The sequence below is a fragment of the Pseudaeromonas sharmana genome, assembly GCF_042649925.1.
GTDB classification, from domain to species: Bacteria; Pseudomonadota; Gammaproteobacteria; order Enterobacterales; family Aeromonadaceae; genus Pseudaeromonas; species Pseudaeromonas sharmana.
The window spans coordinates 226,906-253,075 of record NZ_JBHSAF010000006.1 but is presented as its reverse complement, the minus strand read 5'-3'; the positions used below and the strand labels follow the sequence as shown (position 1 = coordinate 253,075).

26 protein-coding genes, 1 other RNA gene and 1 pseudogene are annotated in these 26,170 nt (G+C 55.1%); 19 read left to right on the top strand and 9 right to left on the bottom strand.

The annotated features are described in order from the left end of the window. Window positions 1-52: 52 nt before the first annotated feature. The 5 genes from ACFOSS_RS07675 to ACFOSS_RS07655 form a co-directional block, all read right to left on the bottom strand. A complete protein-coding gene (locus ACFOSS_RS07675; RefSeq protein ID WP_377151614.1) occupies window positions 53-286 on the bottom strand; it encodes a hypothetical protein in 234 nt (77 codons plus the stop codon). A 137-nt stretch (window positions 287-423) separates the two neighbouring features. Further along, window positions 424-621 (bottom strand): hypothetical protein, encoded by a 198-nt coding sequence (locus tag ACFOSS_RS07670; protein ID WP_377151613.1) that lies wholly within the window; start codon window positions 619-621, stop codon window positions 424-426. A gap of 199 nt (window positions 622-820) precedes the next feature. Then, on the bottom strand, window positions 821-1,915 hold the full coding sequence (gene degS / locus ACFOSS_RS07665; RefSeq protein WP_377151612.1) for an outer membrane-stress sensor serine endopeptidase DegS: 1,095 nt from the start codon (window positions 1,913-1,915) through the stop codon (window positions 821-823). Between the two features lie 92 nt (window positions 1,916-2,007). Beyond that, window positions 2,008-3,369: a Do family serine endopeptidase gene (locus tag ACFOSS_RS07660; RefSeq protein WP_377151622.1), complete on the bottom strand. Its 1,362-nt coding sequence runs from the start codon at window positions 3,367-3,369 to the stop codon at window positions 2,008-2,010. Window positions 3,370-3,446: 77 nt separating this feature from the next. Continuing rightward, complete coding sequence (locus ACFOSS_RS07655) at window positions 3,447-3,842, bottom strand: YhcB family protein (RefSeq protein ID WP_377151611.1); 396 nt, start codon at window positions 3,840-3,842, stop codon at window positions 3,447-3,449. Between the two features lie 458 nt (window positions 3,843-4,300). Here ACFOSS_RS07655 and rplM point away from each other — a divergent pair, with 458 nt between their 5' ends. From rplM to ACFOSS_RS07635, 4 genes are all read left to right on the top strand, one after another. Next, on the top strand, window positions 4,301-4,729 hold the full coding sequence (gene rplM, locus ACFOSS_RS07650; RefSeq protein ID WP_377151610.1) for a 50S ribosomal protein L13: 429 nt from the start codon (window positions 4,301-4,303) through the stop codon (window positions 4,727-4,729). A gap of 15 nt (window positions 4,730-4,744) precedes the next feature. Beyond that, window positions 4,745-5,137, top strand: a complete 393-nt coding sequence (gene rpsI / locus ACFOSS_RS07645; RefSeq protein WP_377151609.1) for a 30S ribosomal protein S9 — start codon at window positions 4,745-4,747, stop codon at window positions 5,135-5,137. Window positions 5,138-5,405: 268 nt separating this feature from the next. Continuing rightward, complete coding sequence (sspA, locus tag ACFOSS_RS07640; RefSeq protein ID WP_377151608.1) at window positions 5,406-6,038, top strand: stringent starvation protein SspA; 633 nt, start codon at window positions 5,406-5,408, stop codon at window positions 6,036-6,038. A gap of 14 nt (window positions 6,039-6,052) precedes the next feature. After that, entirely contained in the window at window positions 6,053-6,496 is a 444-nt protein-coding gene (locus tag ACFOSS_RS07635; RefSeq protein WP_377151621.1) for a ClpXP protease specificity-enhancing factor, read from the top strand. A 150-nt stretch (window positions 6,497-6,646) separates the two neighbouring features. On the opposite strand, the pseudogene dolP reads toward ACFOSS_RS07635, so the two are convergent. The 4 genes and pseudogenes from dolP to ACFOSS_RS07615 form a co-directional block, all read right to left on the bottom strand. Beyond that, a pseudogene (gene dolP, locus ACFOSS_RS07630) lies at window positions 6,647-7,216 on the bottom strand (division/outer membrane stress-associated lipid-binding lipoprotein); the annotation flags it as partial. 16 nt (window positions 7,217-7,232) lie between these two features. Next, complete coding sequence (locus tag ACFOSS_RS07625) at window positions 7,233-7,817, bottom strand: SIS domain-containing protein (RefSeq protein ID WP_377151607.1); 585 nt, start codon at window positions 7,815-7,817, stop codon at window positions 7,233-7,235. Continuing rightward, on the bottom strand, window positions 7,818-8,198 hold the full coding sequence (locus tag ACFOSS_RS07620; RefSeq protein ID WP_377151606.1) for a YraN family protein: 381 nt from the start codon (window positions 8,196-8,198) through the stop codon (window positions 7,818-7,820). Continuing rightward, window positions 8,140-10,014: a penicillin-binding protein activator gene (locus ACFOSS_RS07615; RefSeq protein ID WP_377151605.1), complete on the bottom strand. Its 1,875-nt coding sequence runs from the start codon at window positions 10,012-10,014 to the stop codon at window positions 8,140-8,142. The genes ACFOSS_RS07620 and ACFOSS_RS07615 overlap by 59 nt, the downstream gene beginning before the upstream one ends. Window positions 10,015-10,096: 82 nt before the next feature. Here ACFOSS_RS07615 and rsmI point away from each other — a divergent pair, with 82 nt between their 5' ends. The 15 genes from rsmI to ftsA all read left to right on the top strand — a co-directional run bounded on the left by rsmI (window position 10,097) and on the right by ftsA (window position 26,148). Continuing rightward, a complete protein-coding gene (rsmI, locus tag ACFOSS_RS07610; protein ID WP_377151603.1) occupies window positions 10,097-10,960 on the top strand; it encodes a 16S rRNA (cytidine(1402)-2'-O)-methyltransferase in 864 nt (287 codons plus the stop codon). A gap of 8 nt (window positions 10,961-10,968) precedes the next feature. Further along, window positions 10,969-11,350, top strand: an RNA gene (gene rnpB / locus ACFOSS_RS07605) — RNase P RNA component class A. Window positions 11,351-11,653: 303 nt separating this feature from the next. Continuing rightward, window positions 11,654-12,112 (top strand): division/cell wall cluster transcriptional repressor MraZ, encoded by a 459-nt coding sequence (gene mraZ, locus ACFOSS_RS07600; protein WP_377151602.1) that lies wholly within the window; start codon window positions 11,654-11,656, stop codon window positions 12,110-12,112. 2 nt (window positions 12,113-12,114) lie between these two features. Continuing rightward, window positions 12,115-13,053 (top strand): 16S rRNA (cytosine(1402)-N(4))-methyltransferase RsmH, encoded by a 939-nt coding sequence (rsmH, locus tag ACFOSS_RS07595; RefSeq protein WP_377151600.1) that lies wholly within the window; start codon window positions 12,115-12,117, stop codon window positions 13,051-13,053. A 6-nt stretch (window positions 13,054-13,059) separates the two neighbouring features. Beyond that, on the top strand, window positions 13,060-13,371 hold the full coding sequence (gene ftsL, locus ACFOSS_RS07590; RefSeq protein WP_377151599.1) for a cell division protein FtsL: 312 nt from the start codon (window positions 13,060-13,062) through the stop codon (window positions 13,369-13,371). Next, window positions 13,368-15,125, top strand: a complete 1,758-nt coding sequence (locus ACFOSS_RS07585; protein WP_377151598.1) for a penicillin-binding transpeptidase domain-containing protein — start codon at window positions 13,368-13,370, stop codon at window positions 15,123-15,125. Before ftsL ends, ACFOSS_RS07585 begins: the two co-directional genes overlap by 4 nt. Continuing rightward, window positions 15,109-16,578, top strand: coding sequence for a UDP-N-acetylmuramoyl-L-alanyl-D-glutamate--2,6-diaminopimelate ligase (gene murE / locus ACFOSS_RS07580; RefSeq protein WP_377151596.1), 1,470 nt, complete (start codon window positions 15,109-15,111; stop codon window positions 16,576-16,578). The genes ACFOSS_RS07585 and murE overlap by 17 nt, the downstream gene beginning before the upstream one ends. After that, a complete protein-coding gene (gene murF, locus ACFOSS_RS07575) occupies window positions 16,575-17,933 on the top strand; it encodes a UDP-N-acetylmuramoyl-tripeptide--D-alanyl-D-alanine ligase (RefSeq protein WP_377151595.1) in 1,359 nt (452 codons plus the stop codon). Before murE ends, murF begins: the two co-directional genes overlap by 4 nt. Continuing rightward, window positions 17,927-19,009 (top strand): phospho-N-acetylmuramoyl-pentapeptide-transferase, encoded by a 1,083-nt coding sequence (gene mraY, locus ACFOSS_RS07570; RefSeq protein ID WP_377151594.1) that lies wholly within the window; start codon window positions 17,927-17,929, stop codon window positions 19,007-19,009. Before murF ends, mraY begins: the two co-directional genes overlap by 7 nt. A gap of 6 nt (window positions 19,010-19,015) precedes the next feature. Further along, on the top strand, window positions 19,016-20,308 hold the full coding sequence (gene murD / locus ACFOSS_RS07565) for a UDP-N-acetylmuramoyl-L-alanine--D-glutamate ligase (protein ID WP_377151593.1): 1,293 nt from the start codon (window positions 19,016-19,018) through the stop codon (window positions 20,306-20,308). After that, window positions 20,305-21,486, top strand: a complete 1,182-nt coding sequence (gene ftsW / locus ACFOSS_RS07560; protein WP_377151592.1) for a cell division protein FtsW — start codon at window positions 20,305-20,307, stop codon at window positions 21,484-21,486. The genes murD and ftsW overlap by 4 nt, the downstream gene beginning before the upstream one ends. Continuing rightward, a complete protein-coding gene (gene murG / locus ACFOSS_RS07555) occupies window positions 21,483-22,562 on the top strand; it encodes an undecaprenyldiphospho-muramoylpentapeptide beta-N-acetylglucosaminyltransferase (protein WP_377151591.1) in 1,080 nt (359 codons plus the stop codon). Before ftsW ends, murG begins: the two co-directional genes overlap by 4 nt. Further along, window positions 22,559-24,013, top strand: coding sequence for a UDP-N-acetylmuramate--L-alanine ligase (gene murC, locus ACFOSS_RS07550; protein WP_377151590.1), 1,455 nt, complete (start codon window positions 22,559-22,561; stop codon window positions 24,011-24,013). The genes murG and murC overlap by 4 nt, the downstream gene beginning before the upstream one ends. A gap of 139 nt (window positions 24,014-24,152) precedes the next feature. Continuing rightward, window positions 24,153-24,932 (top strand): cell division protein FtsQ/DivIB, encoded by a 780-nt coding sequence (locus ACFOSS_RS07545; RefSeq protein ID WP_377151589.1) that lies wholly within the window; start codon window positions 24,153-24,155, stop codon window positions 24,930-24,932. Beyond that, entirely contained in the window at window positions 24,892-26,148 is a 1,257-nt protein-coding gene (ftsA, locus tag ACFOSS_RS07540) for a cell division protein FtsA (protein ID WP_377151588.1), read from the top strand. The genes ACFOSS_RS07545 and ftsA overlap by 41 nt, the downstream gene beginning before the upstream one ends. Window positions 26,149-26,170: the final 22 nt, after the last annotated feature.

The window sequence follows — 26,170 nt, the reverse complement described above, 5'->3', positions numbered from 1 at the left end:
AGTACGCAGGATCTCTATGACCCATGGGACTGGGATTACTCGTTATCTCTGATTACCAACTGGGCTGGCCTTTCGGCCGCCTTAGATATCCCACTTCTATCACCAAGGCCAAAGAACACCAGCCATTCTGTTCTGCCCAGACCCGGCACAGCACGCTCGCTGACGGACTTGCCCCCTTGAGCTGGAAGATGCGCTGTTCCGTATTTTTGTTAAAGCGCTGCAGTGCCGCCACGGTTCGGTAACCGAAGGATGGATTCTCATCGATCATGACCTTGATCGACGTCACCAGATGCTCCTGAGCCTTGGGCGCTGCCTTGACGCCTCGGTAATACGAGCTGCGCCGCGGCAAGCCAAACCAACGACAGATTTTACTGACGGAGACCTCGGTACCCTCGGCGCGTAATCCCTGCTGAACATCGGCGACTATCTGTCGTCCTCGCCGAGCAGGGAGGCCAACTTTTTTCTGGCGCGTAACTCCAGCATGGCTTCACCATAGGCCTCTTGAAGCTCTTTGAGTTGTTTTTCGTACTGCTCGCAGATATCCAACGGCTTGGCGCGCAGAGCGTTCTCCATGCCCTGTTTGGCGTCATTAACCCACGCCGCAATTTCAGCGGGGGTCAATCGAAGTCGTGAGCCGCCTCGGAAGCTGTGGTCTTGCCCTGGATGATGTCCATGACCAAAGCGGTCTTGCGCTTGGCGGTCCAACGTGTGATTTCTTCGTCCATCGTAATGTGCATGTCTGTGATCTCCACTCATTATGACCTGAGCAGGATTTCAGTGGGTCATTACATCTTGGAAGTGGTTTTAGTTCAGTACACGTTTATTTTCTGAACCTAATATCTTCCTCAACTCTTACTTTGATATTGACTGGGTTACCATCTCTTAACACCAGAACCTCAACCGTCTGTCCAGGAGATGTCTCGGCAATCATATCCATAGCAGAACGCACGCCATCAATTTGTTTTCCGTTTAGTTTTAACAAAACATCACCACTTTTGAGTCCTGCTTTTCCTCCTGGGCCGTTTTCATCAAGATTCTCAACTATCAAGCCTTTTAACTCTCCCAAATTAAGGAGTTTGGCTGTCACGGGATCCACTTCTACGGTAGAAATCCCCAGATAGCCCCGGATAACACGGCCATTTGCAATAAGATCTTTCATTATGCGATAGGCCAAGTGATAGGGAATGGCGAAACTGATGCCCGAACTTTCCGCATTGTTCGTTTGATAAGAAGCTGAGTTGATTCCAACTAGCTCCCCGTTGCTGTTAACCAGCGCTCCGCCCGAATTCCCTGAATTAATGGCGGCATCAGTCTGAAGCAGGTCTTGCCGTCCATTACTGTCCGGACCCATGGTGCTTAAGCCAATACGACCAGTGGCGCTAATAATTCCTTGAGTAATGGTTTGACCGACGTTGTAGGGATTGCCGATGGCGAGTACTACGTCGCCAACTTGAGGTGATATTTTGTCATTTTGTGGAATCACTGGCAGATTATCGGCATTAATCGATAATACGGCTAAGTCGGTTGGGGGATCAGAACCAATCAAATCTGCAGTGAAAATTCGTCCATCCTGTAAGGCAACAATGATTTGGTCTGCTCTGGCAATGACATGAAAGTTGGTCAGTATGTGTCCTTTTTTATTCATGATGACACCTGAACCTAGACCTTCAGGTCTCAATTCTGTCTGCTTTCCAATATTGGTTTTTTGAAATGTCCGAGTATATATGTTTACCACGGCTGGTCCTGCTGCTCGCGCCGCGCGAGCATAGCTGGTAGGTGGAGGCGCATCGCTAGAGTAGAGCTGATCTCGGCTGCTACCAATTAATTCTGGGAAGATTAAAATTAATAAGAACGCAACGATGGCACCAAGTAATACGGCCTTGGCTATATAACGCAGGCTTGGATGGATAATCATACTGGCCTCTCTCGGATCATTTGAGAGGCAGGATAGCATAGCAGGGGAAGATAGTGGTTATGAGGCGCCAGATAATGGCGCCTCATAACAAGTTAGCGAAGAACTAAATACAGGGAGCTATTACCACGAATGATGTTCAAGGCTAGAACGTCGGAACGTTTTTTCATCACTTTTGCGAGCTGAGACAGATTGTCTATCTTCATGCGGTTAACACCAATGATGACATCACCTTTACGCAATCCAATCGCTGCGGCGGGGCTTCGTGAGGCCACATCGGATACTTCGACACCAGATATGTTGGCATCTTTCCTATTCTCAAGCTTGGCGCCTTCAAGGGCAGGATGCAGGCTTTGAGCTGGGGCATCACTCTCTTCAGACTGCTTCAGTGTTACCTGTACCGTCTGTTCTTTACCATCACGAATTAAACCTAACGCCACTTGCTTGCCGGCACCTTTCGTGGCCACTTTGGCTCGTAATTCGCCAAATGAGTGGATCACATTACCATCAATACTGATTATGATGTCGCCCGCTTTGATTCCAGCCTTGTCTGCTGCAGAACCTGGCATAACCTGACTGACGAACGCACCGTTTTGTTTGTCATAGCCGAATGCTTTAGCTAGATCAGCAGTTAACTCTCCACCCATTACACCCAAAACACCGCGCCGAACTTCACCATATTTAATGATCTGGTCTGTCAAATCGCGCACCATATTTGCCGGGATGGCAAAACCGATGCCGATATTTCCTCCATTCGGACCTAAGATAGCGGTATTGATACCGATGAGCTCCCCTCTGAGATTAATAAGGGCGCCACCCGAATTCCCGGAGTTAATTGCCGCATCTGTTTGAATAAAGTTCTCTAGGTTCTCTATATTCAAGCCGCTGCGTCCCAACGCACTGACAATCCCTGATGTGACTGTTTGCCCTAGCCCGAACGGATTACCAATGGCGATGGCAAAATCACCGACACGAAGTTTGTCAGAGTCAGCGAGTTTAACGGCAGTTAACTTATCGGCTTTAACCTGCAGAAGAGCGATATCAGATTGTTGATCTTCGCCAATTTTTTTAGCGGTCAGCTCTCTGCCGTCTTTGAGTGTGACTTTGATTTCATCCGCGGCATCAACCACATGGAAGTTGGTAATGACATACCCTTTGGCTGCATCCAGGATCACGCCGGAACCCAGCGCTTGAAATGGCCGCTCCTGTACCTGTTCTGATGGCAAGTTAGGTCCAAAAAAGAAGCGGAATTGCTCTGGAATAGCCTCTTTGGTGACCTTTTTTCCAGACACTGAAATATTGACGACGGCAGGTGTAACAATCTCGAGTACCGGAGCTAGCGACGGCATCTCCTGACCATCAACAGCTAAGGGCAAGGCAGCATTGGCTGAAAAGGGCAAAACACAAAGCCCAAGCGCAAGGGCAAGGGCAGACAAGCTAAGTCGAGAAGAGTTCATCATTGATTACAACTCCTAATAGAATGAAAGTGACCCTTAAGTCACTTCATTATGACTACTAGTTGTAATAAAAGTTCCTACGCCAAACGATTTTTGTCACTCAGCAGGCCAGACGGTTGCCCGGAGTAATCCAGTGGTTGGGTATTGGTAATGGGTGTTAACTCGACATCGCCGTCGGCGTGTTCGGTGGTTTCGGTTTGAAAAGGGTTGTTCTCAGCAGGAATGAGCTTCTGGCTCTGCTCAACCATATGCTGACTGAGTCGCTGGTATTGCTCATCAAGTTGTTCGAGCAAACTGGCGGTGCTGGAAAAGTGATCGGTCATTTCCCGCTTGTAGTGAGTCAGCTCTTTTCTTGTCCGGGTCAGCTCATTGTGGAGCTTATTGGCATCTCCCGCGCGAGATGTGGCTCGTCCGGCAACAAAACCGATAATGACGCCAATTAATACAAACAAAATGGTAGTGAATTCAGTCATAAGCATATCCTTTTTACTGCAGGAACTAGCATGTATGGAGTGCACTATACCTGCTGTCGTGGCGGGAGGGTACCCTTGATGTCATACGGTTGACGGATGCCTGTGCCAGAGCACATTTCGCATGGAGCGAGCCCACTCGATCAGAGATAATTCCATCATTGCCACAGGAATACCTTGCCAGAGTGGTCTTTTGTTAGTCAAAATATGCGGCCTTTCTTCTGGGGGCATCCAGCGGAAGGGCTGGGCTGGGCGAATGCAAATTTCACGGGCAATGAAAGATGCAGGTGATTTCTTGGGCGACTTCACTTATAATCGCCCAGCCCACGTTACAGGCCGTCGATATGACGGTACTAGCACTCTAACCAACTTGTATTCGAAGGGGTACGGGTAGGTACATTTTGTCGTGTCCGTGTTACGGATGCGGTTTATCTTTCAAACAGTAATTTGGGTTAACTGTAATGAAAACTTTCGTTGCCAAGCCAGAAACCGTAAAGCGTGACTGGTACGTTGTTGACGCCGAGGGCAAGACTCTGGGTCGCCTCGCCACTGAGATTGCCAGCCGTCTGCGCGGTAAGCACAAGCCGGAATACACTCCTCACGTCGATACCGGTGATTACATCATCGTGATCAATGCTGAGAAGGTTGCTGTTACCGGTAACAAGGCTGCCGCCAAGATGTACCACGCTCACTCCGGTTTCCCGGGTGGGATCAAGTCAATCAGCTTTGAAAAGCTGATTGACCGCAAGCCAGAAATGGTTATTGAAGCCGCAGTTAAGGGTATGTTGCCTAAGGGCCCGCTGGGTCGCGCCATGTTCCGTAAGCTGAAAGTTTACGCTGGTGGCGAGCACAACCATGCTGCTCAACAACCTCAAGTTTTGGACATCTAATTCGGGATCTGGCAAATGGCTGAAAATCAATACTACGGTACCGGTCGTCGCAAGAGCTCCACTGCTCGCGTATTCGTAAAGGCTGGTAATGGTAACATCGTCATCAACAAGCGCTCTCTGGAAGAGTATTTCGGTCGTCCGACCGCTCGTATGGTTGTTCGTCAACCTCTCGAGCTGGTTGAGCTGAGCGAAAAGCTGGACCTGTTTATCACTGTTTCTGGCGGTGGTATCTCTGGTCAAGCTGGCGCGATCCGTCACGGCATTACCCGTGCTCTGATGGAATATGATGAGAGCCTGCGCCCGGCGCTGCGCAAGGCTGGCTTCGTTACTCGTGACGCTCGTCGCGTTGAACGTAAGAAAGTCGGTCTGCACAAAGCTCGTAAGCGTCCGCAATACTCCAAGCGTTAATCGCTGTTATCAAAAACCCCGGTTTCGACCGGGGTTTTCTTTATGTGCCAGCAAGCAACTTTTGCATCTATATAATTTTAATCAATCGATTCCTGCGCAGGCGTCGCAGGATCTGGTACACTATTACACCTGTTTTAGGCAGCTTTCTCCTTGGAAGAATCCTAAGTGCTTGTATGGCGCTAAAGGGAGCACCTGTCTTTGTTATATATTTGTCTGGCGATGAGGGGCGGCCTTCATTGCCGTCTCTGTTTTGAAAATGGAGGGGTCGATGGCTTTTGCTGCCAATAAGCGCTCAATAATGACGTTGTTCTCTGCGGCCAATGATTTATTTAGTCATCAGGTCCGTATCGTGCTGGCTGAGAAGGGGGTAACTGTCGACATTTGTCCGGTTGACCTGAATAATCTGCCGGAAGAGCTGCTTGAGCTCAATCCCTATGGAACAGTGCCAACATTAGTTGATCGAGACTTGGTGCTGTATACCTCACGCATCATCATGGAATATCTGGATGAGCGTTTCCCTCACCCTCCACTGATGCCAGTCTATCCTGTTGCGCGTGGTAATAGCCGTCTGATGATGCATCGCATTGAACTGGACTGGTACTCTTTGGTCGACAAAATCATGGCTAATACCGCTGATGCGGATGTCGCCCGCAAAGATTTGCGCGAGGGGCTACTGGCTATTGCGCCGATCTTCAATGAATATCCCTACTTCATGAGCGAAGAATTCAGCCAGGTCGATTGCTTCATGGCTCCGCTATTGTGGCGCTTGCCTGTGTTAGGCATTGAGCTCACTGGCAAGGGTGCCAAAGAACTGAAGAGCTACATGGGACGTCTGTTCGAGCGTGAGTCTTTCCAGGCTTCCTTGACTGATTTTGAGCGCGAAATGCGGCCAGGCCTGTGACAATGCCAAATCATATGACTCCTAGTCGGCCTTATCTGCTGCGAGCGTTTTACGACTGGCTGTTAGACAATGATATGACTCCGCACTTGTTGGTTAATACCAAGGTGCGTCATGTCAAAGTGCCGATGCAGTTTGTCAAAGACGATCAAATCGTCCTGAATATAGCCCCGCAGGCGGTCATGGCGTTTACGATTGATAACGAGGCGTTGAGCTTTAGTGCACGCTTCGGCGGTGTACCATTTCAAGTCTATGTGCCGATGGCTGCAGTGATGGCCATTCATGCCCGGGAGAATGGCATGGGTACCTTCTTTCCGCCTGAAGAGGCCTATGCTGCTTGGGAAGATGCCGAAGCTGATGAGGCAGTGAAGATGGAGTCAGCCGATGATGTTCCGCCGTCGCCTGACGACACGCCGAAACCAACAGGCAGTACTCGTCCGACACTGCGAATAGTGAAATAAAAAACCGGCCAATGGCCGGTTTTTTTATCAGTACTGGATGACTTCTTCCGGTACGGCACCAATCTGGACATCTCCCGCGGGTGCAGTCGTTTGCGGGCTTGTGTTAGAGACTGCCCCTGTTTCCGAGTGCTTCTTGTCTCCGTCCTGTGTCTGAATGTACTCGAAAACCTTAATTACCTTTTTCACTCCGCTGACCTTGCGTGTCAGTTCAACTGCCCGGCTGGCTTCATCCCGCGTGACCAGGCCCATCAGGAAGACTTCACCATTCTCGGTTACCACCTTGAAATGCGTGCTGTCGATTCCCTTAGTCGTCAGCATCTGCGATTTGACTTTAGAGGTAATCCAGGAATCAGTTGTTTGCTGCCCGAGATCAATGGGTTTCCGAATTCTCAGTTCGTTATAGATATAGCGGACACCATCAATACGGGCGATCTGTTTTTCGACATCACGGCTGTATTGGCTATAGGGGGTTTGTCCAACCAACAGGACTTTACCATTAACGCTGGTTGCGCTTATGCGGCTGGCATTATTGATATCCTTGCGAGATGAAATGGCGCTGGATGACTTCATTTCGATATTCTGGTCATCGATGACTGAACCAACGGTTCTTCTGTCATTGGCGACGGCAGCGGTGGTTGCCGCTCCGGCAACAAATACTCCAGCACAGCCTTGTAAAAGGCTGACGCTGCCTAGTAACACCAAAAGTGGAATAACTCTCATCAGTCTGCTCCATTTATCATTGCGGGAATAATGTCCGGTCAATCAAGTCACTAAGACATTGCAGACATAACAGATTTACTTCAAGTATTCTGGCGTGGTTTGCGGACGGAACACGAATTTCCACATCACTGGGGCCGAGTAATCCCGCTATTTCTCCACCATCAAATCCTGTCAGGGCAACTAGCGTCATATCTCTCCCCAGCGCCGCTTCAGCCGCCTTGATAAGTGCTTTGTCATTGCCTTCAGATGTCAGTAGCAACAAGATGTCGCCTCGTTGCCCGAGCGCGCGTACCTGCTTGGCGTACATGTTGTCATAACCACTTTCGGCGGCGATACCGCTCATCAGAGTACTGTCTGCGGACAGGGCAATGGCCGGAAGCGAGGGGCGCTCAGTGTCAAATTTATGGACCAGTTGAGTCACGAATAACTGGCTGAGTGCAGCCATGGTGCCGTTGCCGCATGTCAGGATCTTGTTACCGTTTAGCAGACAAATGGTCAACATCTGAGCCGCCGTCTGGATGTCTTCAGCCAGCGCTTCGGCAGCGGCAATCTTGGTCTGAATACTCTCTGTAAAATGCTCTTTAATCCGATCCAATGACATTTACCTCTGAATAGCGTTTTGTATCCACTGACACGGGGCATCTCCTTCAAACGCGATGATATCAACGCGACAGGCTCCCGCATGCGGACGTTGCTGCAGATACTGACTTGCCGTCAGCCATATCTTTTCTTGTTTTTTTACAGTGATCGAGGCAATGGCACCACCATACCGCGAGCTTGCTCGGTAGCGGACCTCCACGAACACCAGTGTGTTTTGCTCGCGCATGATCAAGTCAATCTCACCGAAACGCGATCGGTAATTGCGCTCGAGCAGCGTCAGGCCCTGACGTTGCAGAAAGATCAGGGCCTGTTGTTCGTACGCTTCACCCTTGGGGTGATTGAGTCGCAGTTTCTGCAGCTGGGGTTGTTGTGGCGGGCGCATCAGCGGTGCCTTTTTCGATCGAGTGCCATGTGAGCTCTCGGTGCACTGTACCCTGAGAGTCCAGGCGCAGACGACCTGTTAATCCCTCCAACGCCTGACTTTCCAGTGTTGCCAAATTGGCTGCGATCATCAGCGCATCATACCCCATAGCAAAGAATCGCAGCAGGTCGTTGTTTTGTTGTGGCCAAACCAGCATGACCTTATCCCGCAACGGAAGGGTGGGCTCCACCATCCATGGCATATCACCGACTTGCATACCGATGACAGATTGACTGACTCCGGCATTATTCAGTCCGGGGTTACCCTTTGCACTCAAGTAATAGGCAGGGGGAGCAACAAATGGACTTTGTGTGATATCAATGAATGACCGTATGATGCCGGCCTCCAGTGGAGAGGCGTAAATGTAAATGGCATCAATGTCCTGGCGATTGAATGCTTGAGCAAATACTTTCTGCCCGGTTGCGTTTTGTATCTCGCTGATGCGCTGTTCGCTGGTGTCCACTCCCATCGCTTGCCGTAACACCCCTTGCAGGCTTTGTCGGTCGCTAAACCGGGCCACAACTGGGCTACTTCCTGTCAGTTGGTTCCAGGTGGAAGAAAAACTGTCTGCAACTTTTTGGCCTTGGGCTCCTTGAGGCACGAGAACCAGTGGTAAACGGTGATTCTCTTGCTTGATATGCGTTGCGGCTTCTGCCGCATCGGCCGTTGGTGCTAAGGAGTAATAGAACAGCCCGGTGCGGACAACTTTACCGTCGGGCTCATTCAGGGCCAGCACTGGCATGCTTGGGTTGAGGGCCAACAGTGCCTCGACTTGATCCTTCAGTAACGGGCCAATGATCAATTGTGCCCCATCCTGTTGCAGCTGTTGATATAGCGCGGGGATCGGTGTGGCGTAGCTATCGTAAAAGCGGATATCACCTTGCATGCCCGCTTCTTTGTAGGCGGTTAGCAAACCATTGCGCAGTGCGGCGCTGTTTTGTGCCAGTGGACCGGTTAAAGGTAACAGCACCGCGGTTTTCGCAGGCAAGCCTGTGGCGACGGCTGGAAGCGTGTCGTTGTTCTGGCGTGACGAGTCCACAAGGTTCAGTGACTGAGCCGGGTGTTCAGGATAGCGCTGCGCCCACTGCTGATATTGCGCTGCAAGTGCAGAATCATTGGCACTCTGGATCAATATCGCCAGTTCCAGCCAGCCAGAACGAACATCTGGTGCCGGTTTGGTGATTGCACTGCGCAGGGTTCCTGGCGGAATCGTCAGCAAAAGGTCACGGATCTGTTGGTGATGGCCGGTTTTGGCATCGTCAGTCAGGTAGGGCTCCATGAGCAGCAGGTTGTCAAACGCGGCAAGTGCATCGCCACTCGATGCCAGTAGCGCTGCTCGCAATTGATAAACGGCTAGCGTTGCATCGGTATCTAGTGGTCTTAGGTCAAGATCCGTTGCTAGCTGCAGAGCCTCGGTCAGTTTTTTTTGCTTCTGCAACAGCATGGCCTCAAACAGGCGTTGTTCCTGAATCTTGCGCGGCGTGACAGCTTCTTTGATCAACTGCTGGTTAATGGCGCTGGCTTGCTGCACATCTCCGGACTGTAAAAGGCTGCGCGCGGCCAGCAGCTCCCATGAGAAGCGGTTGGCGGCATCGGATTTGGCCAGGCGTTGCAGATACCAATCTGGCTTCTCCGTCAGTTGGCCAAACGCACTCGGCGGTGTGCTGCTTCCTGGTTGTTGGTTATCCGGAGTGCTCGCGCAAGCTGCTAACAACAGGGTCAGCAGAAACAACGGAATGAAGTGTGTTAGGCTATGGCGCTTGTTTTGACAGTACAAAATGATTCCCCGTGACAGGTTATTGTCCTGCATAGTGTAAACGGGTCATTTTTACGACACAATTGTTCGGCGAGGAGATGCCATGCAATCTGTTCCCTCTCTCTATATAGTGCCGACGCCTATCGGTAATTTGGCTGACATCACGCGTCGGGCCGTCGAGATCCTTGAGGGTGTCGATATCATTGCCGCTGAAGATACTCGCCACTCGGCAATTCTGCTCAACCACTTACAGATTCGGGGTCAGTTGCTGGCGCTACATGATCACAATGAGCAACAGCGTGCTGCGGCATTGATACAGCGTGTGCAGCAGGGTCAATCCGTCGCTCTGATATCGGATGCCGGTACACCGCTGATCAGCGATCCAGGCTACCACCTTGTCAGTCAGTGTCGGGCCGCCGGTGTGCCTGTCGTTCCGCTGCCAGGACCCTGCGCCGCGATTACGGCTTTGAGTGCATCCGGACTACCAACAGATCGCTTCGCGTTCGAGGGGTTCTTGCCCGCCAAGGAGAAGGCGCGAGATGATCGTCTTGCCGCATTGGCGGATGACCCTCGTACGCTGGTGTTTTATGAATCCCCTCGTCGACTGCTGGATACGGTACAGGCGATTGCCCGGCTGTATGGTGATCGTTACCTGGTCGTGGCGCGTGAATTAACTAAAACCTTCGAGAGCTTTCATGGCTTGCCGGCCGCTGAAATGCACGCCTGGTTATCTCAGGACGAGAATCGACGGCGGGGCGAGATCGTCCTGATGGTGGCAGGGCACAAGCCGGATGCCGAGGCGTTACCGTCAGCGGCGTTGCGTACGTTGAAATTGCTGCTGGCGGAGCTGCCGCTGAAAAAAGCAGCGGCACTCAGTGCCGAGATCCATGGGGTCAAGAAGAACGCGCTATACAAATGGGCCTTGGAGCACACTTCTGTTTGCTCCGATGACGCCGAGCCCCTATAATCCGCGCCGGAGTGAGTCGGGCAGTCGCTGCTGCATCGTTGTATCTTCGGATAGACGGATGTAGGGGAGGAAAGTCCGGGCTCCATAGGGCAGGGTGCCAGGTAACGCCTGGGGGGTGTGAACCCACGACCAGTGCAACAGAGAGCAAACCGCCGATGGCCCTTCGGGGATCAGGTAAGGGTGAAAGGGTGCGGTAAGAGCGCACCGCGCGACTGGTAACAGTTCGTGGCACGGTAAACTCCACCCGGAGCAAGACCAAATAGGCCCCCACAGGCGTGGCCCGCGCTGGGGGCGGGTAGGTTGCTTGAGCCAGTGAGCGATTGCTGGCCTAGAGGAATGACTGCTACCGCGCAAGCGGCACAGAACCCGGCTTACAGACTCACTCCCTTTATTATCCAGGCCTGCTATCGACGCTTCGATAACGGGCCTTTTCTTTTTTCGCCGTGCAGAAATTATGGCTGCGGCATGCCCGACTAAAAAAGAGTGAAGTGCATCGCAAATTGCTGGTTTCTTTTATCTCGGTCATTTACCTGAAAAATAAACGGCTTTTTCGAAATTTACCGCGCGAGGCCTTGAAAATAGCGGCTTGGTGCATTCTGGCTCCCTTGCAAACGATCAGGTGCGTCCTTACACTCTGCGGTGGGAAAAAGTGGTTAATAGTGGAAAAAAATAGAGCTACTGGACGGACGGCAGATGTTACGAGGCGCGCACGCCATCTCGCTTGATAGCAAAGGGCGACTGGCGATTCCAACTCGCTATCGTGAATGGCTTCGCGAGACATGCGACGGCCAGCTGATCTGCACCATCGATATCAACCACCCCTGCCTGCTGCTGTTTCCGCTTGCTGAATGGGAAGAGATCGAGCAGCGCCTTCGCCAACTCTCGAGCCTTAACCCGCACGAGCGTCGTCTGCAGCGTTTGTTACTGGGCTATGCCAGTGAATGTGAGCTGGATGGACATGGCCGGTTACTGTTACCCGCTCCGTTGCGTGAACATGCCGGTCTTGAGAAGGAGGCCATGCTGGTCGGGCAGTTGAATAAATTTGAAATCTGGAGTCAGCCACAGTGGCGGCTGCAGATTGAAACGGATTTGGCGACATTACCGCAGATGGACTGGAGTCAGTCCGATAACTTACGGGATTTTTCACTTTAATCATGCAACCGACTTTCAGTCATGTGACCGTCATGCTGCAAGAGGCCGTCGAGGCCCTTGCCATTCGCCCAGATGGTATCTATGTCGATGGCACTTTTGGCCGTGGCGGTCATTCACGGCTGATTCTGTCGCAGCTGAATGACGACGGGCGTTTGATTGCCATTGACCGCGATCCGTTGGCCATCGCCGAGGCGAAAACTATCACTGACCCGCGATTCGAGATGGTCGCCGGCCCATTTTCTGGTTTGCAAGACTATCTAACGCAGCGCGGCTTGCAGGGCAAGGTGGATGGGCTGTTGCTGGATCTGGGGGTCTCGTCCCCACAACTAGATGATGCCGAGCGCGGTTTTAGCTTCCAGAAGGATGGTCCGCTGGACATGCGTATGGATCCAACCCAAGGCATCAGTGCGGCGGAGTGGCTGGCTAACGCCGAGGCTGATGATATCGCCTGGGTGCTCAAGGAGTTTGGTGAAGAACGTTTTGCACGCAAGATTGCGCGCGCCATTGTGCATGATCGTGTGACCACACCGTTTACCCGTACCCGCCAATTAGCCGAACTGATCGCTCGACTGATTCCGAATAAGGAAAAGAACAAGCACCCTGCGACGCGCACGTTTCAGGGTATCCGCATCTATATCAATTCCGAGCTGGAAGAGGTCGAGCGAGCGCTACAGGGCTCGCTCAAGGTATTGGCTCCAGAAGGACGGCTGGCAGTCATCAGTTTCCACTCGCTGGAAGATCGGTTGGTCAAACAGTTCATTCGCAAACAGGAAAAGGGCCCTGAGGTACCGCATGGGCTGCCACTGACCGAGGCTCAGCTGGCATTTGGCCGTACCATGCGCAGTGTAGGGAAGGCGATGAAGCCGTCGGATGCCGAGATAGAGGCTAATCCCCGCTCACGCAGTGCCGTGTTGCGTGTCGCTGCCAAGTTGCCGGAGTAGATCAGGATGGAGCCGCGTATCAATCTGGCGCGCGAGATTCTGCGCGATCTGGGGCGCCATAAGTTTCAGGTCATTCTGGCTCTGGCCATCCTGGCGTCGGCGATGACCACGATAGTGGTCACCAACGAGACCCGATTATTGACGATTTCGCTTAATCAATTGCTGGATGAGCGTGACAAGTTGGACATTGAGTGGCGCCATCTGCTGCTGGAGCAGAACGCGCTGTCCGAACACTCCAGGGTGAGTGATATCGCCCGTAGTAAGCTGGAGATGGCGCGGCCCTCTCCACTGAAGGAACAGATCATTAATCAGCCATGAAAGTTAAACGCAAGACGCAGAAGATCGATCCCCGCATTCCACAGTGGCGTTTCCTCACTGTGGTGGGTTTCATCATCCTCGGTTTCATCGGGCTGGTTGCTCGTACGGCCTGGATACAGGTCATCGATCCCGATCGGCTACGACTGGAAGGTGATCTGCGCTCATTGCGGACTACGGCAGATGAGAAAGGCCGCGGCATGATCACCGATCGGAATGGCGAACAACTGGCTGTTTCCGTTCCGGTGCAAGCGGTCTGGGCGGATCCCAAGGCCGTTCATGAAAGCGGTAGCCTGGACAACGACAGGGCCTGGCGCGCGCTGGCCGAAGTGCTGGGGCTGGATGTTAAGGAGCTGACGGCCCGGATTGCCGATCCGCGTCGTCGATTTGTCTATCTTCAGCGTCAAGTGACTCCTGCTGTTGCCGAATATGTGGCCAAGTTGAAGCTGGGCGGCGTCTATCTGCGCCGCGAGTCACGCCGTTATTATCCAACTGGCGAAATCAGCGCACACATTGTCGGAATGACCAACATTGATGGATCCGGTATTGAGGGGGTCGAGCGGGCGTTCAACGAGTGGCTCAGCAGCGTGCCGTCGGAGCGCAGAGTGCGCAAGGATCGTCAGGGGCGCGTGATCGAGAATATCGGCATCGTCAAAGAGGGCAAGAAGGCCAACAACCTGGTACTGAGTATCGACCAGCGTCTGCAATCGTTAGCCTACCGCTCGCTGAAGTATGCCACCGAGGTCAACAAGGCCACGTCTGGTTCCCTGGTGCTGCTGGATGTCACCACGGGTGAGGTTCTGGCCATGGTTAATACCCCGTCTTACAACCCGAATAACCGCGGTCAGTATCAGGGCTTCCGCGCGCGTAATCGGACCGTAACCGATACCTATGAACCCGGTTCTACCGTCAAACCGCTGGTGGCCGTCAGCGCCCTGGAAAATGGCATTACCAACTGGAGCGAGGTATTCGATACCCGACCCTTTAATATTGGTGGCAAGCGGGTGACCGATTCGCACCGCATGGCCCAAGGGTCGCTGGGTGACATCCTCAAATTTTCCTCGAACATCGGCATGGCACACATAGCGTTGCGCATGCAGCCACAGCAGATCATCGATACCCTGACGCGGTTTGGTCTGGGTAGTGATTCCGGCACCGGCTTGCTGGGGGAGAGTTCCGGCATGATTCCGGTGCGCCGACGCTGGTCGGATATTGAACGTGCGACGCTGGGCTTTGGCTATGGCCTGCGCATCACGCCGCTGCAGCTGGCCTCGGCGTATGCCACCTTGGCGAACAAAGGCATCCGTAAACCGGTCTCGATTCTGAAAGTCTCTTCGGCTCCCCAGGGCGAGCAGGTCGTCTCGCGCAAAGATGCCGAAGCAGTCATGTTACAGCTCGAAGCCGTGGTGGAACGGGGTGGGACTGGTACCAAGGCGGAGGTGCCGGGATACCGGGTCGCCGGCAAGACGGGTACCGCCAAGGTTGCCATTGCCGGTGGCTATGGGAAGGATTATGTCGGCACTTTTGCCGGGTTTGCTCCGGTCTCCAATCCGCGTTTTGCCATGGTCGTCATTATCAATGAGCCGAAAGCGGGGAGCTATTACGGTGGTTCGGTGGCTGGCCCTACTTTTGCCGAAGTGATGGCGGGGGCCTTGCAGCTCTATAATGTGCCGCCCGATGCGCCGCAAAGCCCGGAACTGAATAAACCGCAAGTCAATCTGGCTCGCCAGGAGGTTAAAGTTGTCCCTCACACTTGATGCCTTGCTTTCCCCGTTGGGAATAGCTGCGCCAAATGTTGCGCTGCGTGAGATGCAGCTTGATAGCCGGGCCGTACAGCCCGGCGACCTGTTTCTGGCTCTGCCGGGACATGCTGTTGATGGCCGCCAGTTTATGAACGCTGCGGCGGCCAAGGGGGCCGCAGCTATTCTGTTTGAGCCCGCCGGATTGGATTCTGTACCTGAATGTGCGGCCTTGTGTATTGCCGTGCCCGGATTGGCGCGATGCGTTTCCGAGCTGGCCGGGCGTTTCTACGGCGAGCCGTCCCGACAACTGCAACTGATTGGTGTCACTGGCACCAATGGCAAAAGCACCACCACACAGCTGATCGCCAACTGGCGCAGCTTGCTGGGTGGACAGGCGGGGGTGATGGGCACCATCGGTAATGGCCTGTTTGGTGCGTTGCAGCCGACTGAAAATACAACCGCCAGCCCGCTGGCAATCCAGCAACAGCTGGCGCAGCAGCTGGCATTGGGAGCGGATCTGGTGGCGATGGAGGTCTCGTCCCATGGGCTGGTTCAGCACCGTGTTTCCGCCTTGTCGTTTGCGGTGGCCGTCTTTACCAACTTGAGCCGCGATCATCTGGATTATCATGGCGACATGGACGCTTATGCCGCCGCCAAGCGGCAGCTGTTCTCCATGGTGGCACCAGCGGATGTTGTGCTTAACGCCGACGATGCCGTGGGGCGACAGTGGTTACAACAAATACCGCAGGCAGTGACCTATACCCTGCTACCGGAAAATGCCCCTCGTGGTAGCCGCTACGTTGAAGCCGTGGCTGTCCGTTTCCACGATCGTGGTTTTTCTGCCTCGTTGCGGACTTCCTGGGGCCAGGGGGTGCTCGACGCCTCGCTACTGGGGCAGTTTAATGTGTCGAATGTCCTGGCCGCGCTGGCGGCGATGCTGGTGCTTGGATACGACTTCAAGGCCTTGCTGGCAGCCGCACCGCGGCTAAGTCCGGTTACAGGGCGCATGGAATGTTTCGGTGGCGATGCGCAACCGCTGCTCGTCGTGGACTACGCCCATACCCCGGATGGATTGGAGAAAGCCTTGGCGGCGGCGCGCCTGCATTGTCGCGGACGCCTGTTCTGCCTGGTTGGCTGTGGTGGTGATCGGGATCGTGGTAAGCGCCCCATGATGGCGTCAGCGGCCGAACAGCTGGCCGATGTTGTCATTCTGACCGATGACAACCCGCGGACTGAAGCGCCAGAGGCCATCATCGCGGATATGCGCGGCGGATTGTCGCGCCCTGATCAGGTCCGGGTCATCCATCAGCGTGAACAGGCGATCCGTCAAGCATGGAGCGAGGCCCGAGCCGGTGATGTCATTCTGATCGCTGGCAAGGGACACGAGGACTATCAGATCATCGGTAAACAGAAACTGCATTACAGCGACAGAGAGACCGCCAGTCTGTTGTTGGGGGAGTGTTCATGATTCCATTGTCGGTAAAAGAGATTGCAGTGGCATTAGGTGCCCAGTTGCACGGTGACGATACCCTGATCGAGGACGTTGTCACCGATACCCGTCAGCGGGTTTCTGCAGCACTGTTTGTCGCGCTCAAAGGGGAACGCTTTGATGGACACGCGTTCTGTCAGGCGGCGGTCGAGGGTGGTGCTACCGCCTTGCTGGTCAGTGAACGGCAACCGTTAGCTGTGCCTCAGATTCTGGTTGAAGATACCCGTTATGCCTTGGGTCACCTTGGTCGCTTGCTGCGGGATCGTCTGCAGCCCAAGGTGTTGGCTATTACCGGCAGCTGTGGCAAGACCACGGTGAAAGAGATGAGCGCAGCCATACTGTCGACGATGGGCCAAGTCCTGGCGACGAAAGGCAACCTGAATAATGAAATTGGCGTGCCGTTGACCTTGCTGCGGCTGACTCCTCAAGACCAGTATGCGGTGATGGAACTGGGTGCCAATCACCCAGGTGAAATTGCCTGGACGACATCGCTGGTCAAGCCTCATGTCGCGCTGATCAACAACGTGGCTGCGGCGCACCTTGAGGGCTTTGGCTCGTTGCAGGGGGTGGCGTTGGCCAAGTCCGAAATTTTCACCGGACTGGATGAGGATGGCACTGCGGTGGTAAATGCCGACAGCGAATTCTTCTCCCATTGGCAAGGGGATTTGGGCCCGAACATGGTCAGTTTCGGCCTGCACAACAACAAGGCTGACTTTACGGCCAGGGATATTCATGTCGATCCGATCTACGGCAGCCAATTTACGCTGGTCACGCCGCTTGGCGAGATCGACGTCAATCTGCCATTGCCGGGGCAACACAACATTGCCAATGCCTTGGCTGCGGCAGCCGCGACGCAGAGCCTGGGCGCCTCGCTGGGGCAAATTCGTCTCGGTTTGGCGCAGATGGCGCCGGTCAAAGGGCGGTTGTGCGTTCAATCGTTGCCGGGTGTCACCTTGATTGATGATACCTACAATGCCAGTGTCGAGTCGGTCCTGGCGGCCATTGATACGCTGGCAGCCATGCCTGGCTATCGCGTGCTGGTGTTTGGGGACATGGGAGAGCTGGGTGTCGAAGCGGAGGCCCAGCACAGACGGGTCGGTGAACATGCGCGGCAAGCCGGGTTGGATGGCGTTTACACGGTGGGACGCTGGTCTGCTGTGGCGGCCGAGGCTGCGCAGGGCACCCATTTTGCCGATAAAACGCAGCTGTTGGCAGCTGTATCTGCAGTGTTGGCCGAACACGACGATCTGGTGTTATTGGCCAAGGGTGCGCGCAGTTCGCGCATGGAAGAAGTCATTGAACACGTAAGAAGCATCAAGGAGCACACATGCTAGTCTGGTTGGCGGAGTTACTGACGCCCTATTTTTCACTGTTTCATGTGGTCTCCTACCTGACATTCCGGGCCATTATGGCGATTCTGACCGCCTTGGCGGTCGCGCTCTGGATGGGGCCGCATGTCATCCGTCGCCTCCAGCTGCTGCAGATTGGCCAGGTTGTTCGTCACGATGGCCCAGAATCGCACTTCAGCAAGCGCGGTACGCCCACCATGGGTGGCGTAATGATCCTCTCATCGATCCTGATCTCGGTGTTGTTATGGGCGCGCCTGAGCAATCCCTATGTATGGGTCGTGTTATTCGTGCTGGTAGTTTACGGCGCCATTGGCTTTGTTGATGACTACCGCAAGGTGGTACGCAAGGATACCAAGGGTCTGATTGCCCGCTGGAAATACTTTTGGCAGTCGCTGGCGGCCATTGCGGTGGGGATTTATCTCTACTCCAGTTCGGCTGGCGGGGCGGAAACGACCCTGGTGGTGCCGTTCTTCAAACAGTTCATGCCTGAAATGGGTCTGCTGTTTATCCCGTTCTGCTATCTGGTGATTGTCGGCTCCTCGAACGCAGTGAACCTGACCGACGGTCTGGATGGGTTGGCTATTATGCCGACTGTCATGGTGGCATCTGGACTGGCGCTGGTCGCGTGGGCGACCGGGAACGTCAACTTTGCCAGTTACCTGCACATTCCCTATGTTGCGCATGCCTCTGAACTGGTGGTGGTCTGCACGGCGATTGCCGGTGCCGGGCTTGGATTCCTCTGGTTCAATACCTATCCGGCTCAAGTGTTCATGGGCGATGTCGGTTCACTGGCGCTGGGGGGCGTGTTGGGCGTCATTGCGGTATTGATTCGTCAGGAGTTCCTGCTGGTGATCATGGGCGGGGTCTTTGTCATGGAAACCCTGTCGGTGATTCTGCAAGTCGGATCCTACAAGTTACGCGGCCAGCGAATTTTCCGTATGGCTCCGATTCACCATCATTACGAATTGAAGGGCTGGCCAGAGCCGCGCGTCATAGTGCGCTTCTGGATTATCACACTGGTGTTGGTGCTACTGGGTCTGGTGACCCTGAAACTGCGGTAAGCGATTATGCAAAAGGTGATCATCCTTGGATTGGGCAAAACGGGTCTCTCCTGTGTGCATCATTTCCTGCGCGCTGGTGTGACACCGACTGTTGTCGATACCCGCAACCATCCGCCCGGGCAGGAGAGCTTGCCCGCGGGCGTGCCGTTGCATACTGGCCCGTTGGATGAGCGTCTGCTGTGTCAGGCCGAGCTGATCATTGCCAGCCCCGGCATTGCGTTGGCGACCCCTGCACTGCAAGCGGCCGCAAAGGCCGGTGTCGAAATCATCGGTGATATTGAGTTGTTCGTGCGCCAAGCCAGGGCATCGATAGTGGCGATCACCGGGTCGAATGGTAAGAGTACTGTGACTACGCTGGTCGGTGAGATGGCGGCTGAGGCCGGATTGTCGGTCGGTGTTGGTGGCAATATCGGCACCCCGGCGTTGGATCTGTTGCTGCAACCGGCGGATCTTTATGTGCTGGAGTTGTCCAGTTTCCAACTGGAGACGACGCACACTCTGCAAGCGGCCGCGGCAGTGATTCTGAATCTGAGTGAAGATCACCTGGATCGGTATGATGGCATGGCGGGCTATCTGGCGGCCAAACAACGTATTCATAATGGCGCCCGGCGTATCATCAGCAACCGTGACGATGCGGCGACGCTGCCGCTTGGTCAGCCGGTTTGGCGTTCGTTTGGACTGGATGACCAGCAGTATGGTCGCATACGACATCAGGGCGAACTTTGGTTGGCAGTCGCAGGGGAGCCGGTGATGCCGGTTAGTCAGATGCAGATTGTCGGGGCGCATAATCAGATGAATGCGCTAGCGGCCATGGCATTGTGCGATGCTGTTGATATTCCTCGTGCACCGCAGCTGGCGGTGCTGCGCCGTTTCAGTGGGCTACCACACCGTTGTCAGTTTGTGCGTGAGCATAACGGAGTGCGCTGGATTAACGACTCGAAGGCAACCAACGTCGGCTCCACGCTGGCGGCGGTGTCGGGTATTGCCGAGGCTGTTACCGGTAAACTGGTATTGATTGCCGGAGGGCAGGGCAAGGGGCAAGACTTTGCACCGTTACAAGCCTTGCTCGGTCATGGCATCGATCACTTGCTGTGTTTTGGCCAAGATGCCGAGCTGTTAGCTGCGTTGGGTCCTCAGGCGGAGCGGGTGGCCGATCTGGAAGCCGCGGTCGCGCGTGCCGCAGCCTTGACCCAGGCCGGCGACTGGGTGCTGCTGGCTCCAGCCTGTGCCAGCCTGGACATGTTCCGTAACTTTGAGGCCCGCGGTGATCGTTTCTGTGACTTGGTGGAGGCGCTATGACCTTGTTGCGCAACGCTACCTCGGCCGTCTGGCGCTGGCTGGTACCTGACCGCAGCTCCTTGTATGACCGGCAACTGCTGGTTCTGGCGGCGACACTGATGGCCGTCGGTCTGATCATGGTGGCATCTGCCTCGATCACCGAAGGGGTCTCGTTGCAAAATGACGCCTTTTTCTTTGTCAAACGGCATCTGATCTTCCTGTTCCTCTGCACGTTGGCGGCGGTTGCAACCTTGTATGTGCCGGTGCGCTATTGGCAGGAATGGGGCGGCCAGCTGCTGATTTTCTCAATTCTGATGCTACTGGTTGTGCTGGTGGCCGGACACAGTGTCAATGGCGCCAAGCGTTGGTTGCCGCTCGGCCCGTTCAATTTGCAACCGGCGGAAACCGCCAAGCTGGTGTTGATCACCTATCTTTCCGGTTATTTGGTGCGGCGACTGGATGAAGTCCGCGGCCACTTCTCCGGCTTTCTCAAACCGTTGGCGCTGGTGTTCTGCATGGCGCTGCTGTTGCTGGCGCAACCGGATTTAGGCTCGGTCGTCGTGCTGTTTGTGACCACGCTGGGGTTGTTGTTCCTTGCCGGAGCTCGTTTATTCCAGTTTGTACTGATGATCATGATGGGCGTTGCGGCACTGGTCATGTTGATCCTGTTCGAACCCTACCGGATGCGGCGGGTGACCTCGTTTCTCGACCCGTGGGCCGATCCGTTCGGCAGTGGTTATCAGTTGACTCAATCGCTGATGGCGTTTGGTCGCGGTGGGTTCTTTGGCCAGGGATTGGGTAACTCGGTACAGAAACTGGAGTACCTGCCGGAGGCGCATACCGACTTTGTCTTCGCGATCCTGGGTGAGGAGCTCGGTTATTTCGGCGTGCTGCTGGTGCTGGCATTGCAACTGGCCTTGGTCTTCAAGGCATTGCAAATTGGCCGCGCGGCGCTGGACAAGGGGAAACAGTTTGATGGCTATGTCGGCTGCGGCATCGGTATCTGGTTTGGTTTCCAGACCGTGATCAATGTCGGCGCGGCGGCCGGCATGCTGCCGACCAAGGGCTTGACGTTGCCGCTGGTCAGTTACGGCGGCTCCAGTCTGATCGCCATGAGCATGGCAGTTGCCTTGTTGATACGCATCGATTTTGAACTCAGGCGGGACAGTGGACAGGTCCTGCAAAAGGGAGAGGTATGAGTAAGCGGTTGCTGGTGATGGCGGGTGGTACCGGCGGGCATGTGTTCCCCGGCCTGGCGGTTGCGCACCATCTGTCGGCACAGGGGTGGACGATACATTGGCTGGGCACGGCTGATCGCATGGAGGCCGAGCTGGTCCCGGCCCATGGCTATCCGATCTCGTTTATCGATATTCAGGGCGTGCGCGGGAATGGTCTGTTACGTCTGCTGGCCGCTCCGTGGCGTATCTTGCGTTCGATTCTGCAGGCTCGGCGTGTGCTGAGGTGCTTCCAGCCCGATGTCGTGCTCGGCATGGGCGGATTTGCCTCTGGTCCGGGGGGCGTTGCGGCCTGGCTGGCGGGGATCCCGCTGGTGCTGCATGAACAAAATGCCGCGGCCGGTCTGACAAATCGCTGGCTGGCACGATTGGCACGCCGTGTATTGCTCGGCTTCCCCGGTGCGTTTGCAGCGCATGAAAAAGTCGAAGTGGTTGGTAATCCGGTGCGTTCCGAGGTGGTCGCTTTGGCCGAGGCGCCCAGAGCCGCTCCGCAACCCGGAGCGTCGTTGCGGGTGTTGATCGTCGGCGGAAGCCTGGGCGCTCGGGTCTTGAACCAGACGGTCCCTGCGGCTGCAGCCCTGCTTGAGGGACTGGACATACGTCACCAGACTGGCAAGGGTAATCGGGACGATGTCGAGATGCGCTATCGCGATGTCGGTGTCGAAGCCGAGGTGTGCGAGTTCATCACCGATATGGCGGCCGCTTATGCCTGGGCGGATGTGATTGTCTGCCGGGCTGGTGCGCTGACAGTGGCCGAAGTCGCCGCGGCAGGGTTGCCGGCGATTTTTGTTCCGCTGCCTCATGCCGTCGATGATCACCAGACCCGCAATGCCGAAAGCCTGACACAACAAGGCGCTGCGTTATTGATGCCTCAGCGTGAACTGACGCCTGAAGGTTTGGCTGCGGCTCTTCGTGAGCTGCAGGATGTCGATTGCCGTGCACAGATGGCGACGGCGGCCCGTAAACAGGCCATCTTGAATGCCACCGAGCGCGTCGCTGTGGTGTGCGAAGCGCTGACAAAAAAGAGAGAAAAAGCATGACCAAGGTCGAACTGGCAAAGCTGAGAACCATGATTCCTGAGATGCGTCGGGTCCGGCGGATCCATTTTATCGGCATCGGTGGGGCTGGCATGGGGGGGATTGCCGAAGTGTTGGCCAATGAGGGCTATCAGATTTCCGGCTCGGATATCGCGACCAACCGGGTCACACAGCGCTTGGCCGAGTTGGGCGCCACCATCTTTATCGGCCATGAAGCCAGTCATGTGTCCGGCGCCAGCGTGGTCGTGGTATCGACCGCCATCCATGCTGACAACCCGGAAATCATCGCTGCGCGTGAACAGCGGATCCCCGTTGTGCGCCGTGCCGAGATGCTGGCTGAATTGATGCGTTATCGTCACGGTATCGCGGTCGCCGGGACTCATGGCAAGACGACCACGACCAGTCTGGTGTCGACCATTTATGCCGAAGCGGATCGCGATCCGACCTTTGTCATCGGCGGCCTGCTGAACAGTGCCGGTACCAATGCACGCCTTGGTAGCAGTCGTTACCTGATTGCCGAGGCCGACGAGAGTGACGCCTCGTTTTTGCATCTGCAACCGATGGTGTCAATTGTGACCAATATCGAAGCGGATCACATGGACACCTACGGGGGCGACTTTAATAAGTTGAAGGCGACCTTCATCGAGTTCCTGCACAACCTGCCGTTTTATGGCTTGGCGGTGGTTTGCATCGATGATCCGGTTATCCGCGGCCTGTTACCGGAAATCGGTCGAGCCACCATTACTTATGGTTACAGCGATGATGCCGATGTCCAGGTCCTTGACTTCGTGCAGGAGACCCAGCGTAGCCGCTTCAAGGTCCGTCGACACGATGGCTCCTTGCTGGATGTGACCCTGAACCTGCCTGGCCGCCACAATGCCCTGAATGCCGCTGCCGCGATTGCCGTCGCGACAGAGGACGGTATCGCGGACGAGGCCATCATCGCCGCGTTGGCACGTTTCGAAGGGGTTGGGCGTCGCTTCCAGCATTATGGCGAGTTCGAGACCGGGCGTGGCAAGGCCATGCTGGTGGATGATTATGGTCACCATCCAAGTGAAGTGCGTGTGACGATCAATGCCGCGCGCGGAGGTTGGGCTCAGCGTCGTCTGGTCATGATTTTCCAGCCGCACCGTTACACGCGGACCAGGGATTTGTATGAAGACTTTGCCGAGGTGCTCTCCAAGGTTGATGTCCTCATCGTGCTGGAAGTCTATGCCGCGGGCGAGGATCCGATACCGGGCGCCGATGGGCGTGCGCTGTGTCGTTCGATTCGTCAACGCGGCCAGCTGGAGCCGATCTTTGTATCGACCCCGGCGGAAGTCCCGGCCGTGCTGGCAGAGTTGGTGCAAGAGGGTGATCTGGTGTTGACGCAAGGTGCGGGGAATGTCGGTGCCCTGGCGAAAATGCTGGCTGAAATGCGTTTGGATATCGTCCGGATGAAAGGACAAGAGTGAGCCCAAGCCCCGGTTTTGCAAGCGGGTGTTTTGATCCGTACCGGGGCCTCTATATAATGTCACCCTTGATTTTTGCCGGTGTTGTGCATTCTGCACTGGCAAAGGAGCGCAATAACGATGGTATGGCGGACGCAACGGCATGAGTGAAGTGGTCTCGCGCAACCGCACCCGGGGAGAATTTCTGTTCGGCGTGCTGTTTTTCGCAGCAGTGCTGTATGGGCTGAGTTCAGCGGCGAATGACATCAAGCGCTGGTTTTTTGAGGAAGATCGGATCCCGGTGGAGGGTCTGGTGGTGCAGGGCAAGCTCGATTATGTCACGGTGGCGGATGTCCGCGAGACGTTACGAGCCGACCCTGCAGTCAGTAACTTCTTCAAACTGGACGTCAATGATGTGCAGCAACAGATCGAAGCACTGCCCTGGGTTTACCAGGCGTCAGTGCGCAAGCGTTGGCCGGCGTTGTTGTATGTGTACGTGATAGAACAGTCTCCTCGTGCGCGTTGGGGGGAAGACCGTCTGCTGAGTGATAAGGGCGGTATTTTCAAGGCGCCGCTGGAGCGATTGAAACATCCCCTGGTGCGATTGTCTGGTCCTGATGACATGGCCAATCGCATCTGGGAAGAATACAAGAACTATGAGCGCATCCTGGCGCTTAACGGTTATCACATCGAGTCGGTGAATTTGACCAAACGACACTCTTGGGAGGTCAAAATCAAAGACGGTCCCCTGTTGATTCTGGGGCGGGCTGATACCGGAGCGCGGCTGCAGCGATTTATCGATGTCTATCCGCAACTGGATCCTCGTGAGCAGATTGCTTATCTGGATCTGAGATATGACACCGGCTTTGCTGTGGGATGGAAACCAATTGAAGGGACTGGTAATGACCAAGACCACAGACAGAAATCTGATCGTCGGACTTGATATCGGCACCACCAAGGTGGCCGTATTAGTGGGGGAAGTCTTGCCGGATGGCGAGATCAATATCATTGGCCTCGGTACCCATTCCGCGCGCGGCATGGATAAAGGGGGAGTGAATGATCTCGAGTCGGTCGTCAAGTCGTTGCAACGTGCGGTTGACGAAGCCGAGATGATGGCCGATTGCCATATTTCGTCTGTCTTCCTCGGTATTTCCGGGCGCCATATCGAGTGCCGGAATGAAAAGGGCATGGTGCCGATCTCCGATGAGGAGGTCACACAGGATGACGTGGATAACGTGATTCATACGGCGAAATCGGTCCGTCTTCCGGACGAGCATCGCGTGCTGCATGTGCTGCCCCAGGAGTACTCGATCGATTATCAGGAAGGAATCAAGAACCCGATCGGCCTTTCCGGGGTGCGCATGGGTGCCAAAGTGCATCTGATTACCTGCCATAACGATATGGCGCGCAATATTGAAAAGTGCGTCGAGCGGGTGGGGCTGAAGGTCGACCAGATGATTTTCTCGGCATTGGCCTCAAGCTATGCCGTGTTGACGGAAGATGAGAAAGAGCTGGGCGTCTGTGTCGTCGATATCGGTGGTGGTACCATGGATATCGCCATGTTCACCGGTGGCGCTTTGCGCTATAGCAAGGTGATTCCGTATGCGGGCAACACCGTGACCAGCGACATCGCCTATGCCTTCGGAACACCGCCGCTGGATGCCGAGGCGATCAAGGTACGCTACGGCAGTGCCCTCGGTCGCCTGGTCAGCAAAGAAGACACTATCGAAGTTCCGAGCGTTGGAGGTCGTCCAGCGCGCAGTTTGCAACGTCAAACCTTGGCTGAAGTGATTGAGCCGCGGTATTGTGAGCTACTGGGGCTGGTTCAGGACGAAATCAGCAAGATGCAGAACGAACTTCGAGCCCAGGGCGTCAAGCACCAGCTGGCGGCCGGGGTGGTGCTGACCGGCGGCTCAGCCCAAATCGAAGGGGTCGTCGAGTGTGCAGAACAGATATTCCAGTGCCAGGTCCGTGTCGGCGAGCCCGAGAACGTACGTGGACTGACGGACTATGTACAGGCGCCGGTGTTTTCTACCGCTGTGGGCCTGTTGCAATACGGCAAGCTTCACCAGTCCAAAGGAAGCAAGGACAGTAACGTCAAGGCCAGTGTTGGTGGCATGTTCCAGCGACTGAGCAATTGGTTACGTGGCGAGTTTTGATTTTTGCTAGCAAGCAAATCGT